Origin of the sequence: Geomicrobium sp. JCM 19055 (assembly GCF_000698185.1) — a bacterium.
Lineage (GTDB): Bacteria > Bacillota > Bacilli > Bacillales > Marinococcaceae > Geomicrobium_A > Geomicrobium_A sediminis.
In genome coordinates this window covers 140,047-155,858 of sequence record NZ_BAXL01000001.1, presented here as the reverse complement: position 1 = coordinate 155,858, position 15,812 = coordinate 140,047, and the positions used below count along the sequence as shown (strand labels likewise).

The 15,812-nt window shown below is 44.5% G+C and carries 14 protein-coding genes and 4 pseudogenes; all 18 read right to left on the bottom strand.

Annotated features, from left to right (window positions below):
* Positions 1 to 522 precede the first annotated feature (522 nt).
* Positions 523 to 1,709: pseudogene (locus JCM19055_RS00820) on the bottom strand (ammonium transporter); the annotation flags it as partial.
* 32 nt (positions 1,710 to 1,741) lie between these two features.
* A complete protein-coding gene (locus JCM19055_RS00815) occupies positions 1,742 to 2,083 on the bottom strand; it encodes a P-II family nitrogen regulator (RefSeq protein WP_042358135.1) in 342 nt (113 codons plus the stop codon).
* 245 nt (positions 2,084 to 2,328) lie between these two features.
* A complete protein-coding gene (locus JCM19055_RS00810) occupies positions 2,329 to 3,105 on the bottom strand; it encodes a M23 family metallopeptidase (RefSeq protein WP_052365737.1) in 777 nt (258 codons plus the stop codon).
* Positions 3,106 to 3,283: 178 nt separating this feature from the next.
* Complete coding sequence (gene spoIID, locus JCM19055_RS00805; protein ID WP_042358134.1) at positions 3,284 to 4,333, bottom strand: stage II sporulation protein D; 1,050 nt, start codon at positions 4,331 to 4,333, stop codon at positions 3,284 to 3,286.
* A gap of 106 nt (positions 4,334 to 4,439) precedes the next feature.
* A pseudogene (panF, locus tag JCM19055_RS00800) lies at positions 4,440 to 5,887 on the bottom strand (sodium/pantothenate symporter).
* Positions 5,884 to 6,144, bottom strand: a complete 261-nt coding sequence (locus JCM19055_RS00795) for a YhdT family protein (RefSeq protein WP_042358133.1) — start codon at positions 6,142 to 6,144, stop codon at positions 5,884 to 5,886. Before JCM19055_RS00795 ends, panF begins: the two are co-directional and overlap by 4 nt.
* A gap of 124 nt (positions 6,145 to 6,268) precedes the next feature.
* Positions 6,269 to 7,615 carry a UDP-N-acetylglucosamine 1-carboxyvinyltransferase gene (gene murA, locus JCM19055_RS00790; protein ID WP_042358132.1) on the bottom strand — a complete coding sequence of 449 codons (1,347 nt, stop codon included), beginning with the start codon at positions 7,613 to 7,615 and terminating at the stop codon, positions 6,269 to 6,271.
* 413 nt (positions 7,616 to 8,028) lie between these two features.
* Positions 8,029 to 8,262 (bottom strand): DUF1146 family protein, encoded by a 234-nt coding sequence (locus JCM19055_RS00785; RefSeq protein WP_042358320.1) that lies wholly within the window; start codon positions 8,260 to 8,262, stop codon positions 8,029 to 8,031.
* A gap of 396 nt (positions 8,263 to 8,658) precedes the next feature.
* Positions 8,659 to 9,054 carry a F0F1 ATP synthase subunit epsilon gene (locus tag JCM19055_RS00780; protein WP_042358131.1) on the bottom strand — a complete coding sequence of 132 codons (396 nt, stop codon included), beginning with the start codon at positions 9,052 to 9,054 and terminating at the stop codon, positions 8,659 to 8,661.
* Between the two features lie 30 nt (positions 9,055 to 9,084).
* A pseudogene (gene atpD / locus JCM19055_RS00775) lies at positions 9,085 to 10,489 on the bottom strand (F0F1 ATP synthase subunit beta).
* A gap of 43 nt (positions 10,490 to 10,532) precedes the next feature.
* Positions 10,533 to 11,405, bottom strand: coding sequence for an ATP synthase F1 subunit gamma (gene atpG, locus JCM19055_RS00770; RefSeq protein ID WP_042358130.1), 873 nt, complete (start codon positions 11,403 to 11,405; stop codon positions 10,533 to 10,535).
* 35 nt (positions 11,406 to 11,440) lie between these two features.
* Positions 11,441 to 12,953: pseudogene (atpA, locus tag JCM19055_RS00765) on the bottom strand (F0F1 ATP synthase subunit alpha).
* A gap of 26 nt (positions 12,954 to 12,979) precedes the next feature.
* Positions 12,980 to 13,519 (bottom strand): F0F1 ATP synthase subunit delta, encoded by a 540-nt coding sequence (locus tag JCM19055_RS00760; protein ID WP_042358129.1) that lies wholly within the window; start codon positions 13,517 to 13,519, stop codon positions 12,980 to 12,982.
* Positions 13,516 to 14,013 (bottom strand): F0F1 ATP synthase subunit B, encoded by a 498-nt coding sequence (gene atpF, locus JCM19055_RS00755; RefSeq protein WP_042358128.1) that lies wholly within the window; start codon positions 14,011 to 14,013, stop codon positions 13,516 to 13,518. The genes JCM19055_RS00760 and atpF overlap by 4 nt, the downstream gene beginning before the upstream one ends.
* Before the next feature lie 110 nt (positions 14,014 to 14,123).
* Positions 14,124 to 14,342, bottom strand: a complete 219-nt coding sequence (gene atpE, locus JCM19055_RS00750) for a F0F1 ATP synthase subunit C (protein WP_042430586.1) — start codon at positions 14,340 to 14,342, stop codon at positions 14,124 to 14,126.
* An 80-nt stretch (positions 14,343 to 14,422) separates the two neighbouring features.
* A complete protein-coding gene (gene atpB, locus JCM19055_RS00745; protein ID WP_042358126.1) occupies positions 14,423 to 15,151 on the bottom strand; it encodes a F0F1 ATP synthase subunit A in 729 nt (242 codons plus the stop codon).
* A gap of 4 nt (positions 15,152 to 15,155) precedes the next feature.
* Positions 15,156 to 15,410, bottom strand: coding sequence for a hypothetical protein (locus JCM19055_RS26045; protein WP_152549672.1), 255 nt, complete (start codon positions 15,408 to 15,410; stop codon positions 15,156 to 15,158).
* Between the two features lie 137 nt (positions 15,411 to 15,547).
* Positions 15,548 to 15,781, bottom strand: coding sequence for an AtpZ/AtpI family protein (locus tag JCM19055_RS00735; protein ID WP_042358124.1), 234 nt, complete (start codon positions 15,779 to 15,781; stop codon positions 15,548 to 15,550).
* Between the last annotated feature and the right edge of the window lie 31 nt (positions 15,782 to 15,812).

Below are 15,812 nucleotides of genomic sequence, written 5' to 3'. Positions count from 1 at the left end.
CCTCCCAGTCTGGATGGTTTGTTACAGTTTATTAACCTAGACTGGCAGATATACCAAAAAGTCAGTAAGGACAAGGGTTTGCACAAAAAAAGCTTCCAAAAAAACACCGCTACCTGCCCGTTTTACCTAAAAAAAAGTTAAGAACCTTCCCCTTTATTACTTATGTTGCGTCGAGCATTCACTAAAACTGCGAACCAAATTCCCTTTCGTTCTCACGGAGATCCACTGTGACTTCACGCGTTTAACTAAAAGGCCTTCTACCATCACATAATCCTTTAGAAAGGATATGGAGCTTCTCGCAAGCTCATGCACCGATTGGGATGATTAGATTCTTACATTTGGAAATGACCGCTTCTAAGCTCCTAAACGCAAAAAAAGCACGGTCAACAGACCGCGCCTCAAAAATTCATTTAAACACTCGCACCTTTTTTTATCCGTTGCAATGGAATCAAGTCGGGTAATTAAATCTTCACCCACCGGCTGTGCTCTGTCTATTCCCAAGTCCTAAGGCAGTTGAGCTTGATCGTATGCATTTGAACCGTGTTCACTAAAGTCGAGACCAGCAAGTTCTTCTTCTTCACTAACACGAATACCTCCGCCTAATGCACCAATAATCTTAACAACTACGAAAGTAGAACCGAGTACCCAAGCCATGACTGCTGCAACGCCGAGTGCTTGTATGCCTAGAAGTGCAACACCACCGCCGTAGAACAGCCCACCTTCGAGGGCAAATAATCCGACAGCTACGGTTCCCCAAATCCCACAAATCCCATGAACAGCAATCGCACCAACTGGATCATCAAGCTTTAATTTGTTATCAAGGAGTGCAACGGCTTCAACAAGAATGACCCCTGCCACAAGACCCATAATGAGGGCACCGATCGGTGCAACGTCGGCAGCACCAGCAGTAATCCCAACGAGACCGGCAAGTGCACCGTTCATTGTAAGTGAGCCATCAACTCGCTTGTATTTAAGCATTGTGTAAAGGGCGGTTGCGACAACTCCACCTGAAGCACTTAGTGCTGTACAAACGACAATTGACGTTAACAACGGATCCGCCGGAGACAATGTACTTCCCCCATTAAAACCAAACCAACCGAACCAAAGAATAAATACACCGAGAGCACCGAGCGGCAAGTTGTGTCCTGGAATTGCATTCGCCGAACCGTCCTTATTGTACTTCCCGATTCGACCACCAAGGATGAACACCGCTACCGCAGCCGCTGCTGCACCGGTAAAGTGAACAACTGTCGAACCAGCAAAATCAACGAAACCGAGGTTTGCGAGCCAACCATTGTCTGACCAAATCCAGTGTCCGACCATTGGATAGATAATCACAACCATCGCTACCGCTAGCGCAATGTAGCTGCCAAGCTTCATCCGCTCAGCGACAGCCCCTGAAATGATTGTCGCACAAGTCGCTGCAAACATTGCTTGGAATGCAAAGAAGCCAATGTCTTCAACACCACTTAAAGCAAAGCCACTCATCCCTAGAATTCCACCAGCTGTATCGCCAAACATAAAGCAAAGCCAACGACGTAAAACGCAATAACAGCTACCGCCATCGTTAGTAAGTTCTTCATAAGAATGTTCACCGCGTTCTTCGATCTAGAAAACCCGGTTTCTAACATTGCGAACCCTGCATGCATAAAGAAAACTAAAAACGTTGCAATCATGACCCACATCGTATCTACTGCAACAGCATCCATATTCGTTCCTCCTTAGTCGTTTCTTTCTCGTTTTAAGAGATTGCTTCAACTCCACGTTCCTTCGTGCGAATTCGAATCGCTTCTTGAACATCAAAAACAAAAATCTTGCCATCGCCAACTTTACCGGTATAAGAACATTCAGTTATAAGTTCGATAATTTCATCCAGCTGTTCTTCGCCAATGACCATTTCGATCTTAACTTTAGGAAGCAACGTCACTTCAAACTTATTCCCTCGAAAGACCCCTTCTTGACCTTTCTGCTTCCCACAACCCGCTACTTCAGATACAGTTAAGCCTTTCACGCCAAAATCCTCTAATCGTTTGCGAAGCGTTTGGAAATGTTCAGGACGGATGATTGCTTCAACTTTCTTCATGCTCCTCCCCCTTATGTAAATATAGTTAACATCTAACGTTATGAAAATTATCATAATCCTTCAAAAAGGAAAAAGCAAGAACAATTTTTTTGAAAATTTAAATAAAGCGCTTTCATGGAAATTCCCGATGCTAATGGCATTGCGCACAAAAAAAAGCCCCCGAAATCGAGGACTTAAGCGTTTTGCCATTTATTATTCTTCTGTATCTTCGTCGTCTGAATCGTCTTCATCCGTTGACTCATCTTCTACGGGAGCGTCTTCATCTTCACGTTCATCTGCTTCATCTTCGCCTTCTTCGTCAGAGGCGTATCCGTTTCATCTGCTGGTGTTGTACCTTCTTGAATTCCTTCTGAATCATCAAATGACATGTCAGCCATACGTAGGTCTAATGCTTCCATCGGGTTGTAAGCAACACCACTTTGACGAACTTCAAAGTGTGCGTGTACGCCTGCATCTTGATTGTACTCATTTTCTCCAGCTGAACCAATGATTGTTCCTTTTGTTACGGTATCGCCTTCTTCAACTTGTAACCCTTCTAAACTATGATACGCAGTTACAAGATCTGAACCGTGAGAGATTTCAACAACATGTCCTAAAAGTGGATCTTGTTCAGCTTTAATGACTTCACCGCTAAGAGCTGCTGTTACGTCAAATGACTCTCCGTCTGGATTCGCAAGGTCAATTCCTTTATTTTGGTAATACGTCTGGTTGTAGTAAACGAGTGCAGCTTCTTGCTCTTCGGCCGTCGCATTATGATCATAGAAATGTCCAACAACTTCTACGACAGACTCATCAAAAACTGGGAGTTGCATGTGCTCTTCTTCAACACCAACTGGCATTGCTTCTTCATCATTTGCATCGTTTCCAAAGTCGAAGATGCTTTCTTCTTCTGCTGGCTCTCCCTCATCATCTGCAAGGTCAGTTCCGCCACCTTGGAAGATAAAAAATGAACTGAGTAACACGGCACAAACGCTAAGATAAACAGCTGGCCAAAACCACGGTTTTTTTGTTATTTGTTTCATTTGGCCTTGATTTTCTTGTTCCTGAGAAACTTTTTTTCTCTTGATCTTTCATTTGATCACCACCTCAGCAACCAGTCTGATCATTTTCACAGAAAGATATACACCTATTAAAAAAAATTTTTAGATAGTTCTTGAAAAACAATCAAAAAGAGTTGCCCCCAAAGGACAACTCTCCATATTACTCATCCTCTTCAACAGTGTTTAGTGCATACTGTGCAAGTTGTGAGTGATGATTTTCAATTTGGATTTCTTGGTAATAATGAGCGACGATCTCTTCATAACTGTTTCCGCTCTTCGCCATACCGTCCGCTCCGTATTGACTCATGCCTACACCGTGACCCCAGCCTTTTGTACTTACGACGAGTTCATCGGCTTCCCTATGCCACGAGAAATCACTTGAATCAAGTCCTAACGCTTCACGAATCTCTCTACCGTGAAATGTTTCCCCTGAAATCGTAACTTCTTGCACACGCCCGCCTTCTGTTCTTTCCGTAATTGGAGCGAATTCTTCCGTAGCAGGGATACTTACACCTAACTTCGCTTCTGCATCACTTACTGGAATCCTTACTGTGTTCGTAAAACGCGGGGAATTGTTTTGATCCCACGGACTTTCAACACTTTTTAAATAGGGCAGCTCATTTGCCCAGTAATCTTCGGCATTCTCCGTATAACCATTGCTTGTCGAAAAGAACGACGCAGTAATCGGCGTTCCTTCGTGGGTAATCACTTCGCCTTTGGTTGCGTAAACCGCTTTTTGAATTCGTTCCATCTTCTCGTCATAGTCGCTGCCCCATAACTCTTGAAGCTCTTCGTTACTATGATAGACTTGGTGCGACGTCGTATCGGTCACGAGTGCGCCTTCTGGTAATTGGATGTTTTCTTCATTCTCCATCTGCTTCACAACAAACGTTCTCGCAACAAGTGCTTGTGCTTTTAACGCTTCCATCTCAAATGATGCAGGCATCTCACTTGCGACGACCCCGGCAACGTATTGTTCAAGCTCCACTTCTTGAACCGTCTCACTTGCATCACGGTATACAGGGACAAACACTTCTTCAACTTCCTCTTTGCCCACTTCTTCTTCAGCTCTTTCTTCTTGGTCTTCTGTCACATGGTCTACGGCAAGGTCCGTTGCTGCCCTCGAATCAGAGAATAGCATCACGAGTACAGCGGGAAGGACGATACATACACTAGTTAGTACACTGATGACGACGAAGATTTGCTTCAAATCTGAAGTCCCTCCATTCCTACTTGTCCACTTGCATCTGTCTTGACTGAACCACTATCATCGTATGGCGTCAAAAACACAAATAGAACATCAGGAATAAATCGAATCAGGACGTTTCAATTGTATGAGACTGCTTTGAACTCGTAAGAAGACTCGCAAGCACATAACCAACAAGTGATAAGACGACCGGAAGAACGACAGAGTGCATGCCAAACGGTTCTGGTGCAAAGACAGAAATGGCAATGTAACTGCCAACCCCAAGAATAATTGATGCCAATGCTCCGTATTTGTTTCCACGAGCCCAGTAGAGCCCAAGCACTAATGGCCATACGAAAGCTGACTCTAATCCACCAAACGCAAACAAATTCAGCCATATAAGCAAGTCCGGGGGACTAAGTGCAAAGAAGACGACCGAGATCCCTAAGACACTCGTCACACCAATACTCACTTGTTTAATCTTCTTCTCCGTTGCCTTTGGATTCACATAGTTATAATACACATCTTTTACGACCGCAGAACTTACCATAAGAAGCAACGCATCAACCGTCGACATAATCGCAGCCATCGGAGCAGCAAGCACTACACCTGCGAGCCACGCCGGCAACACGGTCATCGCGAGCGTCGGCATCACCGTATCCGGTTCATCGATACCAGGTAAAATTGGACGCGCAAGCACACCTGCTAAATGCATGCCGAACATCATAAACGCCACAACAATCGTTCCGACAATCAATGCTCGGTGCATCGCGCGTGAGTCTTTGTAAGACATAGCTCGAACAGCGATTTGCGGAAGCCCAACAACCCCAACACCGACTAAGATCCAAAATGAAGACACATATAACGGGGTTAAACTTCCATCATGACCGAACGGTGTAAGTAGCATTTCATTCTCTTGAGCAAGTTCCGTCATAATGTTCTGCATGCCGCCGCCAGCAATCACGGTTGCGACTAAAAGAATTAACGTTCCCACAAACATAATTAAACCTTGAATCATATCAGTTACAGCAATAGCACGAAAACCACCGATAATCACGTAAACGAGTACCGCTGCCGCAAACACAAAAAGTGCCGTCGTATAGCTCAATCCCGTAATTGCTTCAATAAGACGCGCACCACCGACCATTGTGCAGTCATCGCTGCGAACAAGAAGATAATAATGCTAAGCGCACTTAAAATGACCACCGCTTTACTATTGTCATAGCGCACTTTCATGTAATCGACGAGCGTAACTGCGTTGTAACGCCGTGCCATAATCGCGAACTTCTTCCCGAGAATGAGCAAGACGAAATAGCCTGTTGCAACTTGAGCCATCGATAATAGCACCCAGCCAAGTCCTTCTGTATATGCAACACCTGGCCCACCTACGAAACTACTCGCACTTCCATATGTAGCAATCATCGTCATCGCAAGAATTAACCCACCAAGCTCTCGACTCCCAAGAAAGTATTCTTGCATAAAGTTCGACTTCGCATATACCGTCTTAGATGACCAAAAACCAACGACAAATACAATCGCTAAAAAAATAATAAGAGGAATCATCACACCCCAGTTCATGAGTGATCTTCCTCCTCATCTAAAGGAACTTCAGTTAGGAAAAACTTTACGACGATGATGACGAGTACAATCATAAGCAATGAGCCAACAACACAACTGTAAAAAAACCAAGCCGGCATTCCAAATATAAATTGATATTCCGAGACAGGTCCTGAACCTAGACCGTAGGCAAATCCATACCACCAGAGAAAATTGATCGCAGCAAGTGCCACACCGATCCAGGCTTCACGGTTTGCAACTTTAAATCGCCAATCCATCACTTTCCCTCCTTCATTTCAACATTCTTTAACAAAATCGTACGCAAACGCTGTGTGACAGTCAAGTTTTGACAAAAAAATAACCGCAGACACGAACGGTCTACGGCACTAATGATCATGCTATTTAGTTAATGGCTTCGTTATCGATCAAGCGCACAGAATCTTCGTCTGTTGCCTCTTCAACCGTCACACGCTCAATACGCGCGCCGATGCTCTCAAGCTTCTTGTGAATATCCACATACCCACGATCAACGTGGCGAAGCTCTGTAAGCTCTGTAACACCTTCAGCAACAAGGCCTCCAAGAATCAATGCAGCGGCCGCACGTAAGTCTGTTGCAGCAACTTCTGCACCTTGTAACTTCGTAGGTCCTGTTACAATCGCTGAACGATCTTCAATCTTAATGCTCGCATTCATACGACGGAACTCTTCAATGTGCATGAAACGGTTCTCAAATACCGTCTCTGTAACGACACTCGTTCCTTTCGCTTGCGTTAACAACGCCATGAATTGCGCTTGCATATCTGTCGGGAAGCCCGGATGTGGCATCGTCTTAATATCTACAGGACGAAGAATATCTGGACCGATAACACGCATTCCATTCTCTTCTTCCTCGATGACAACACCCATTTCACGCATCTTGGCAACGAGTGGTCGTAAGTGTTCTGTAAGTGCACCTTCTACGAACACATCTCCACCTGTAATCGCAGCTGCAACCATAAACGTTCCAGCTTCAATACGGTCTGGGATAATTGTGTGATCAGCAGCAACGAGACGATCAACACCTTCAATGCGAATTGTCGCTGTTCCTGCTCCGCGAACTTTTGCTCCCATTGCATTCAAGTAGTTTGCCAAGCAGACAATCTCAGGTTCTTCTGCAACGTTCTCCATCACAGTCGTTCCTTCAGCAAGTGCTGCTGCCATCATAATGTTCTCTGTAGCACCTACACTTGGGAAGTCCATGTAGATCTTCGCGCCTTGAAGACGACCTTCTACACGAGCTTCAATATATCCTTGACCAATCTCAACGGTTGCACCCATTGCTTCGAATCCTTTAAGGTGTTGATCAATCGGTCTAGAACCAATCGCACATCCACCAGGTAGAGCAATTTGAACGTTTCCAGTACGGGCTAAAAGTGGACCCATTACAAGAAACGATGCGCGCATCTTTCTCACGTATTCAAACGGGGCATTCGGTCGTAACGACCCTTCTGCGTTTGCATAGAATGTCCCGTCTTTATAATCAACATCCATTTGCAAATGATTCAATACACTCTTCATCGTGTATACATCTGCGAGTGCTGGTACATCATATATGGTGCTAGTTCCTTCTTCGGCTAATAATGAGGCTGCGAGCACAGGTAAAACGGCGTTCTTTGCACCTTCCGCTTTGACCGTTCCTTTGAGCCGTTTGCCTCCTCTGACTCTAATTTTTTTCCAACGTATTCCCCTCCGCGTCCATAAATAAATCATTTCACTGTAACACGCCTCCGCTGTACCGCGGATCGGCTATACTGGATCGCTTGGCAACCAGACAGGAATGCTCACTTCGTTCTCATACTATTCACTAGCGTGGATGGGCGTTCCCATCAAGACCTTGTTCGTTACGCCCAATTCATTCTTGGCTGGAACCAAATTCATGTCATGTCTTATGTCATCCGTTTACATACAAGTACATTGCATAAGTATCTTTTCAAAACGCACGTACTAAGACGACATGCATCATAAAAAGTTACAAATTAAATTTCATTTTTTTTAAAAGGCTACAAGTGCCTATTCCCAACGTGTACCATTGTAAAACGTGCTTTTTGTACTACTTTGTGTCGTTTTATTTCTTGTTACGTTGTAGTGTTTACGAATTTGTTGACCCCATACATAAAAAGTGATCAAAACAAATAACGCAAGTTTAACGCTTGATTTAGGTACTCAAGGAAGAAGCTTGTCACAAGGTGAGTAATCGCAACAGCAATCAAAATAAATAGCATCATTCCTCTGCCACTTTTTGGATGCCGAATTAACTTTTCAAGTTTTAGCGATTGTAAACTCCACCATACGATCACAAGTATGAACAAACTAAACGTTATGTGTAACAGAGCATGTTGTCCAATATGATCAAACATTAACAAGCGAAAAATTCCTTTCTGTTCGATCGACTACTATGTAATCTTTCGACTAATCAAACGGACCTCACTAAAAATCCACAACGGGTTAATTATATCAAATGCTTTTGAACATGTCGACAGAGCGAATAGACTCAGTTTAAAAGGGTTTTGACAGCTTTATGACGATCCCTCCTAATCGCCCTTTTAGTTAAGTAAAACCTAGCATTTTTATGGTAAAAATCCACAGATAATCCAAGATTATTACTATGCAAAGAACCCAAGAAATCACATTCGTAATTGTGACAGTTGTATGAATAATCAATTCGTGCGGGGTCAGTCCCCCATCGCTTTAAAGCAGCGGGGGACTGACCCCGCAAAAAAGCTGCCTGACCTAATGGTCAAGACAGCTTTTTATTATTTACCTGCTACTTGTAAACGAGTTTCAGCTCTTTTTAGAGATGCTTTTGCCCGTTTTTGATCGACATCATTGTCGTTACGTAGACGTTCTTCGGCACGAGATTTTGACTCGTTTGCGCGATCAACATCTATATCTTCTGGGCGCTCGGCTGATTGTGCGAGAATCGTTACTTTGTCAGGGCGAACTTCCATGAAGCCACCGCTCACAGAGATTTGATCTTCACCGCCATCTCGTTTCAACCGGACTGTTCCGATGATTAGTGGAGTGACGAGCGGAATGTGTCCAGGTAGGACACCGATTTCTCCGACTTCGGTTCTCGCAGAAATCATTTGCACATCATTTTCGTAAACGCTCCCGTCAGGGGTAACGACGCTAACATTGATGGTTTTCAAAGTAATCGTCCTCCTTTTCCAACGGGTTTACTATTTCTGTGCTTTTTCGAGAACTTTATCGATTCCACCTACAAGACGGAATGCGTCCTCTGGAACGTCGTCGTGTTTACCTTCAAGGATTTCTTTGAAGCCACGAACAGTCTCAGCAACTGGAACGTAAGAACCTTCCATGCCTGTGAACTGCTCAGCAACGTGGAAGTTCTGAGAAAGGAAGAACTGGATACGACGCGCACGAGCTACGACAAGCTTATCGTCTTCAGATAACTCGTCCATACCGAGGATGGCGATAATATCTTGAAGTTCACGATACTTTTGAAGTGTTTGCTGTACGTTCATCGCAACGTTGTAGTGCTCTTCACCGACGATTTCAGAAGAAAGTGCACGTGATGTTGATGCAAGTGGATCCACGGCAGGGTAGATACCCATATCAGAAAGACGACGCTCAAGGTTTGTTGTTGCATCCAAGTGAGCAAATGTCGTTGCTGGAGCCGGTCCGTATAGTCATCGGCAGGTACGTAAATCGCTTGGATCGACGTAACTGAACCTTTTTTCGTAGACGTGATACGCTCTTGAAGTTGACCCATCTCTGTTGCAAGCGTTGGCTGGTAACCTACCGCTGAAGGCATACGGCCGAGTAGGCAGATACCTCTTGACCTGCTTGCGTAAAACGGAAGATGTTATCAACGAAAAGAAGTACGTCCGCGCCTTCGCGGTCACGGAAGTGCTCCGCCATCGTAAGACCAGTAAGTGCTACACGCATACGGGCACCAGGCGGCTCGTTCATCTGACCGAAAACCATGGCAGTTTTACGAATAACGCCAGAGTCCGTCATCTCGTGGAAAAGGTCGTTTCCTTCACGAGTACGCTCACCTACACCTGCGAATACTGAAATCCCGCCGTGCTCTTGAGCGATGTTGTTGATTAACTCTTGAATGAGTACAGTTTTACCTACACCTGCACCACCGAATAGACCGATCTTACCACCCTTAACGTAAGGAGCGAGTAAGTCAACGACTTTAATTCCTGTTTCAAGAATCTCTGTTTTCGTTGTCATGTCATCAAATTCTGGTGGTTGACGGTGAATTGGGTCTCTTGGTACGTCAGCCGGGATTGGCTCGTCCAAGTCAATTGCATCACCGGTTACGTTAAATACACGACCAAGTGTTGCTTCACCTACTGGTACAGAAATCGGCGCTCCAGTGTCAACAGCTGCAGTTCCACGTTGCAAACCGTCTGTTGAACCCATGGCTACGGTACGGACTGTATCATCACCAAGGTGGAGAGCGACTTCAAGTGTAACGTTAATATCAGCATCATTTTCAGATGTTGCTTTTTGTTCAACAAGTAAGGCGTTGTTGAGTTCTGGAAGTTCGCCACTATTAAAGCGAACGTCAACAACTGGACCCATCACTTGAGTGATGCTTCCTTTGCTCATCCTTTTGACCTCCTTTGTAATCCTGCTGTCGTTCTATAATCGATTAGTTGGCAGCATTCGCACCGCTAACAATCTCGTTAATTTCTTGGGTAATCGCAGCTTGACGAGCACGGTTATACACGAGCGTTAACTCACCAACGAGGCTATCTGCGTTATCGGACGCAGCGCTCATCGCAGTCATTCTCGCACCAAACTCAGCAGCCTTTGCATCAAGCAAAGCTCCATAGATTAAGCTCTCACCGTATTGTGGGAGAAGACCTTCTAGGATTACAGCTTCATTTGGTTCGTACTCGTAACTTGGCGTAGCACTTGCATTTTCGCCAAGTTCCTCAGCCAAATCAGTAAGCGGTAATAACTTGTTCTCTGTCACATCTTGACGGATCGCGCTGACAAAGTGGTTGTACCACATGTACAGCTCATCAATTTCCTCGTTCTCAAACATACCGATCGCTTTACGAGTAATCGTTTTGATCTCATCAAATGATGGTGAATCAGAGAGTTCAGTTACGACCTCACTCACTGGGAGACCGAGTCGTCTTGCATTATCACGGCCGATTTTACCGACCATGATGATTGTATATTCATCCGTTGACTTGTGTCGTTCTTTGAGTTTCTTCGTCAAATCACGAATGAGACTTGCGTTATAACCACCAGCTAGACCTTGGTCAGATGTAATAACTACATAACCGGTCTTTTTCACCTCACGGCTCTCCATCATCGGATGGCTGATGTCGGTGTCGCCAGTTGCGATACTTCCTACAACCTCTTGGATCTTCTCCATATATGGTTGATAAGCTTGCGCTTTTGCTAGGGCACGGCGCTGCTTAGATGCAGCAACCATTTGCATCGCTTTGGTCGTTTGCTTCGTCTTTTTCGTAGAATTAATTCTTGACTTTATCTCACGTAAAGAAGCCACTGTCGTCTCACCACCTTTTCACTGAACTCAAAACGTTACTCTTCGTCAGAAGTACTAAATGTCTTCTTGAACTCAGAGATGACACCGTTGAATTCTTCTTTATCAGGAAGGTTACCTGTTTGGCGGATGCTTTAAGCAATTCTGCAGCGTTGTTATCCATGTACGTAAACAATTCTTTCTCGAAGCGAAGAACGTCTGCTACTGGGATATCATCGAGGAATCCGTTAACAAGAGAATAGATAATCGCAACTTGCTTCTCAACCGGAATCGGAGAGTTCAAGTCTTGTTTCAACATTTCTACGGTACGTTGTCCACGAGCAAGCTTTGCTTTCGTTGACTCATCTAGGTCAGAACCGAACTGTGAGAATGACTCAAGCTCACGGAATGATGCGAGGTCTAGACGTAGCGTACCTGCTACTTTCTTCATTGCTTTAATCTGTGCTGAACCACCTACACGAGATACTGAGCTACCTGCGTTAACGGCAGGACGCACACCTGAGTAGAAGAGGTCAGACTGCAAGAAGATTTGTCCGTCTGTAATTGAAATTACGTTTGTCGGAATGTATGCAGAGATGTCACCAGCTTGTGTTTCGATGAATGGAAGTGCCGTAATCGAACCGCCACCTTTTGCATCGCTCAACTTAGCCGCACGCTCGAGTAAACGAGAGTGTAGGTAGAATACATCCCCTGGATATGCTTCACGACCTGGAGGACGACGAAGAAGTAATGAAAGCTCACGATAAGCAGCTGCTTGTTTCGTAAGATCATCATAAATAATCAATACGTGCTTGCCGTTGTACATGAACTCTTCACCCATTGATACCCCTGCATAAGGTGCGAGGTAAAGAAGTGGTGCTGGGTCCGATGCGTTTGCGGCAACAACGATTGTATAGTCAAGAGCACCTTTTTGACGAAGTGTCTCAGTAAGACCTACAACTGTTGATTGCTTTTGACCGATTGCTACGTAAATACAAATAACGTCTTCTTCTTTTTGGTTAAGAATTGTATCGATCGCTACTTGCGTTTTACCTGTTTGACGGTCTCCGATAATTAACTCACGCTGTCCGCGACCGATTGGAACCATCGAGTCGATTGACTTAATTCCAGTTTGAAGTGGCTCGTCTACCGACTTACGATCATAACTCCTGGTGCGATCGCTTCAATTGGGCGAGTCTTCGTTGTACCAATTGGTCCTTGTCCATCAATTGGTTGACCAAGTGGGTTTACAACGCGGCCAAGAAGTTCTTCACCAACAGGTACTTCCATGATACGACCTGTACGTTTCACTTGGTCGCCTTCACGAATTTGATCATATGGTCCTAAAATAACAACACCGACGTTGTTTTCTTCTAGGTTCTGAGCAAGACCCATAACACCGTTTGAAAACTCAAGGAGTTCTCCGGCTTTTGCGTTTTCTAAGCCATGTACACGTGCCGTACCGTCACCAATTTGGGTGATTGTACCGACTTCGCTGGCTTCAACTGTCGATTGAAAGTTCTCAATCTGTTCTTTGATCAGCGCACTGATCTCATCAGGTTTGATGCTCATACTATTCACCCCTCACAATTAACAATTTACACTGACATAATTTGTCGTTCGAGCTTCTTAAGTTGGTTACGAACACTACCATCGTATACAGTGTCACCGATACGAACGATAAGTCCACCCAACATATCTTTATCCGTTTCGTTCTTCACACGAAGTTCACGATCGCCGATCTTCGCTTGGAATTTCGCACTAATCGCTTGAAGTTCTTCGTCTGTTAGCGCTCTTACGGAATACACGGTCGCTTCTTCAATGCCAAGAGCTTCGTTAGCAAGTGCTACAAACTCATCGATGACGTATGGCAACGCAGCCATGCGATCACGATCATTAAGAACGTACAACGTGTTTTTTACGTAATCATGCATTGCAGAAAACCCGTCTTGAAGCAAAGCACGTTTTTCAGACTTGGATAAACGCGGATGAGCAAGAATGGCTTGTAGTTCCGGAAGTGATTCGAAGACGCTTTTGACTGTCGTCAACTCCTCGCTTACGCGAGATAGGACTTCCTTTTCTTTCGCCAGTTGGAATAATGCACTTCCGTAACGTCCAGCTACTTGGAAGTCACTCATTTTGCTTCAACCTCTTTTAGGTAACTGTCAATAAGCTTCTCTTGTTCTTTTTCATCCAATTCTTTCTCAATCACTTTCGTTGCAATGGCAACAGAAAGGCTGGCGACTTGATTACGAACGGACTCAAGGGCTTGCTCTTTTTCACGCTCTATATCTTGAACGGCAGCTTCTTTAATACGCTCTGCCTCTTGCTTCGCTTGCTCAAGAACTTGACGAGATTGTTGCTCACTCATCTTGCTCGCTTGCTCAAGAGTTTCTTGTGCCTGAACACGTGCTGCTTTCAACTCTTCACGTTGTTGCTCCAAGTATTTTTCTGCTTCAACACGGCTCTTCTCGGCATTGTCAAGATCGTCGTTCACTTGATTTTGACGTTTCTCCATAATGCCCATTAAAGGCTTTAAGGCGAACTTACCAATGATAAGCATGAGTACAGTAAAGGCAGCTAATGAATAAAATATCGTGCCCCACTCAATACCTTCTGAGAGTATCTCCATCGTTTACGCTCCTTTCAGCTCATTCGTTAAACAGTGATACATAAGGAATGGCGAAGGTTCTACAACAAGAACGCTATCGCCATCCATCATCTTCTTACGATTGACAAAACTTACGCACCAACACCAAAGAGCATGAGGATCGATACAACGATCGCGATAATCGGAACTGCCTCTGCAAGTGGGATCCCGATAAACATTAGAGTTTGTAAAGAACCGCGAAGTTCTGGTTGACGTGCTACCCCTTCAAGTACTGCTTTAACGATAATTGCAACACCGATCGCTCCACCGACGGCTGCTAGTCCAGCTGCTAATCCAATTCCAAGATGCATAAATGACATCCTCCTTTGATATAGTTAAAATTTATAATTGATAACATGCTCTTATAGGCGAGCAGGCGTTATTCATAAAATTAATGCGACTCAACTTTGTGAGACATGTAAACCATTGCAAGCATCGCGAAGATATACGCTTGTAAGGAACCAATAAAGATACCAAACGCTTGCCATACCATTGTTGGTGCGAACATAATTCCTCCCCAGAGTAAGCTGGAGGCACCAAGACCTACGATAAGAAGCATTAATACCTCTTTCGCAAATACGTTACCGAAAAGACGCATTCCGAGTGTTAGCGTGTTCGCAAACTCCTCAATGATCTTAAACGGGAACAAGAACCACTTCGGGCGGAAATAATCCATTAGGTATTCTTTCGAACCTCTTAGCTTAATTCCGTAGATGTGTGTTAACACAACGACAAATGCCGCTAGTGTAAGTGCTAAGAACGGATCAGATGTCGGTGACTTCCAAATAACACTGTGTGTTTCATAGGTTGCCATCTCGAACGGAATCCCCATCATGTTCGACACAAAAATTACGAAAAGTAATGTATATGCGAGTGCGATGAAGCGGCCTCCGGTTTTCCAGTCCATGTTCGCTTTAATGATTCCTCGACAGAAGTCGACGACCCATTCAATGAAGTTTTGCAGACCTGTTGGTCGCATCGCCATTTTTCTTGCTCCTAAGAATGTAAAGAGAAAGACGATTAATCCGGCGATCGTAAACGTTATCATCGTTGTAACGTTGAACGTAATCGGAGTGCCAAAAAGTTCAAAGGGCGTCCAGTATATTGATTGTGCGCTCATAATTTCACCTCACTTTTCGTAATTGTAAGAGCATGTCCACCGAAACAAACAAATACAAGGCCCCATACCCAGCAAGTACTGCCCAAAGCGTAAATGACTCAGGATTAAGTAGTGCAATGATTACGGCTAGTACAATGACCCCATACCGTAAGACCATGCTAAAACCCGCGATTACATTTGAGAAGAAGTTGGACGATTCGCCAACTGCGGCTGAGCCTACGACGGCTGTTTTAATGTACGTGGACGTGAAGCTAATCATTGAGGAAAAAAATCCCTAAAAGAAATCCGAGGAACGAGCTTCAAAAGGTGTTAGGAATAGCCCAATCATACAAACAATTGCTACGATTGCCACCACTCGAAAATATAATCTCATACGTTCTTGTAGTGGCGTAGGCATCATTTGTCATCGTCTCCTAAAAATGGCTTAATTACCTGATACGCACCATAAAAACCTGCTGTCATACCGAGTAGCAAGCCTACAATAAGAAGAAATGGGGTTGTTCCTAAATGCCCATCAGCCCAATATCCTAATAATAAACCTCCGAACATCGAACCGATCATGGAAAAAAGAACCGACGACACAATTGCGACACCTTTATGAGGGTTTCGCTTGCCGTTGTCTCCTGCCATTTGGTTACTCCCTTCGGAATCTAAGATTAAT

Coding starts and splice junctions, on each gene's coding strand:
- JCM19055_RS00815 (WP_042358135.1), bottom strand. CDS start 2,083: ATGAAGAAAGTTGAAGCAATCATCCGTCCTGAACATTTCCAAACGCTT.
- JCM19055_RS00810 (WP_052365737.1), bottom strand. CDS start 3,105: ATGAAACAAATAACAAAAAAACCGTGGTTTTGGCCAGCTGTTTATCTT.
- JCM19055_RS00795 (WP_042358133.1), bottom strand. CDS start 6,144: ATGGATTGGCGATTTAAAGTTGCAAACCGTGAAGCCTGGATCGGTGTG.
- murA (WP_042358132.1), bottom strand. CDS start 7,615: ATGATTTATTTATGGACGCGGAGGGGAATACGTTGGAAAAAAATTAGA.
- JCM19055_RS00785 (WP_042358320.1), bottom strand. CDS start 8,262: ATGTTTGATCATATTGGACAACATGCTCTGTTACACATAACGTTTAGT.
- JCM19055_RS00760 (WP_042358129.1), bottom strand. CDS start 13,519: ATGAGTGACTTCCAAGTAGCTGGACGTTACGGAAGTGCATTATTCCAA.
- atpF (WP_042358128.1), bottom strand. CDS start 14,013: ATGGAGATACTCTCAGAAGGTATTGAGTGGGGCACGATATTTTATTCA.
- atpE (WP_042430586.1), bottom strand. CDS start 14,342: ATGCATCTTGGAATTGGATTAGCAGCTGGACTAGCAGCCGTCGGTGGA.
- atpB (WP_042358126.1), bottom strand. CDS start 15,151: ATGAGCGCACAATCAATATACTGGACGCCCTTTGAACTTTTTGGCACT.
- JCM19055_RS26045 (WP_152549672.1), bottom strand. CDS start 15,410: ATGATTAGCTTCACGTCCACGTACATTAAAACAGCCGTCGTAGGCTCA.
- JCM19055_RS00735 (WP_042358124.1), bottom strand. CDS start 15,781: ATGGCAGGAGACAACGGCAAGCGAAACCCTCATAAAGGTGTCGCAATT.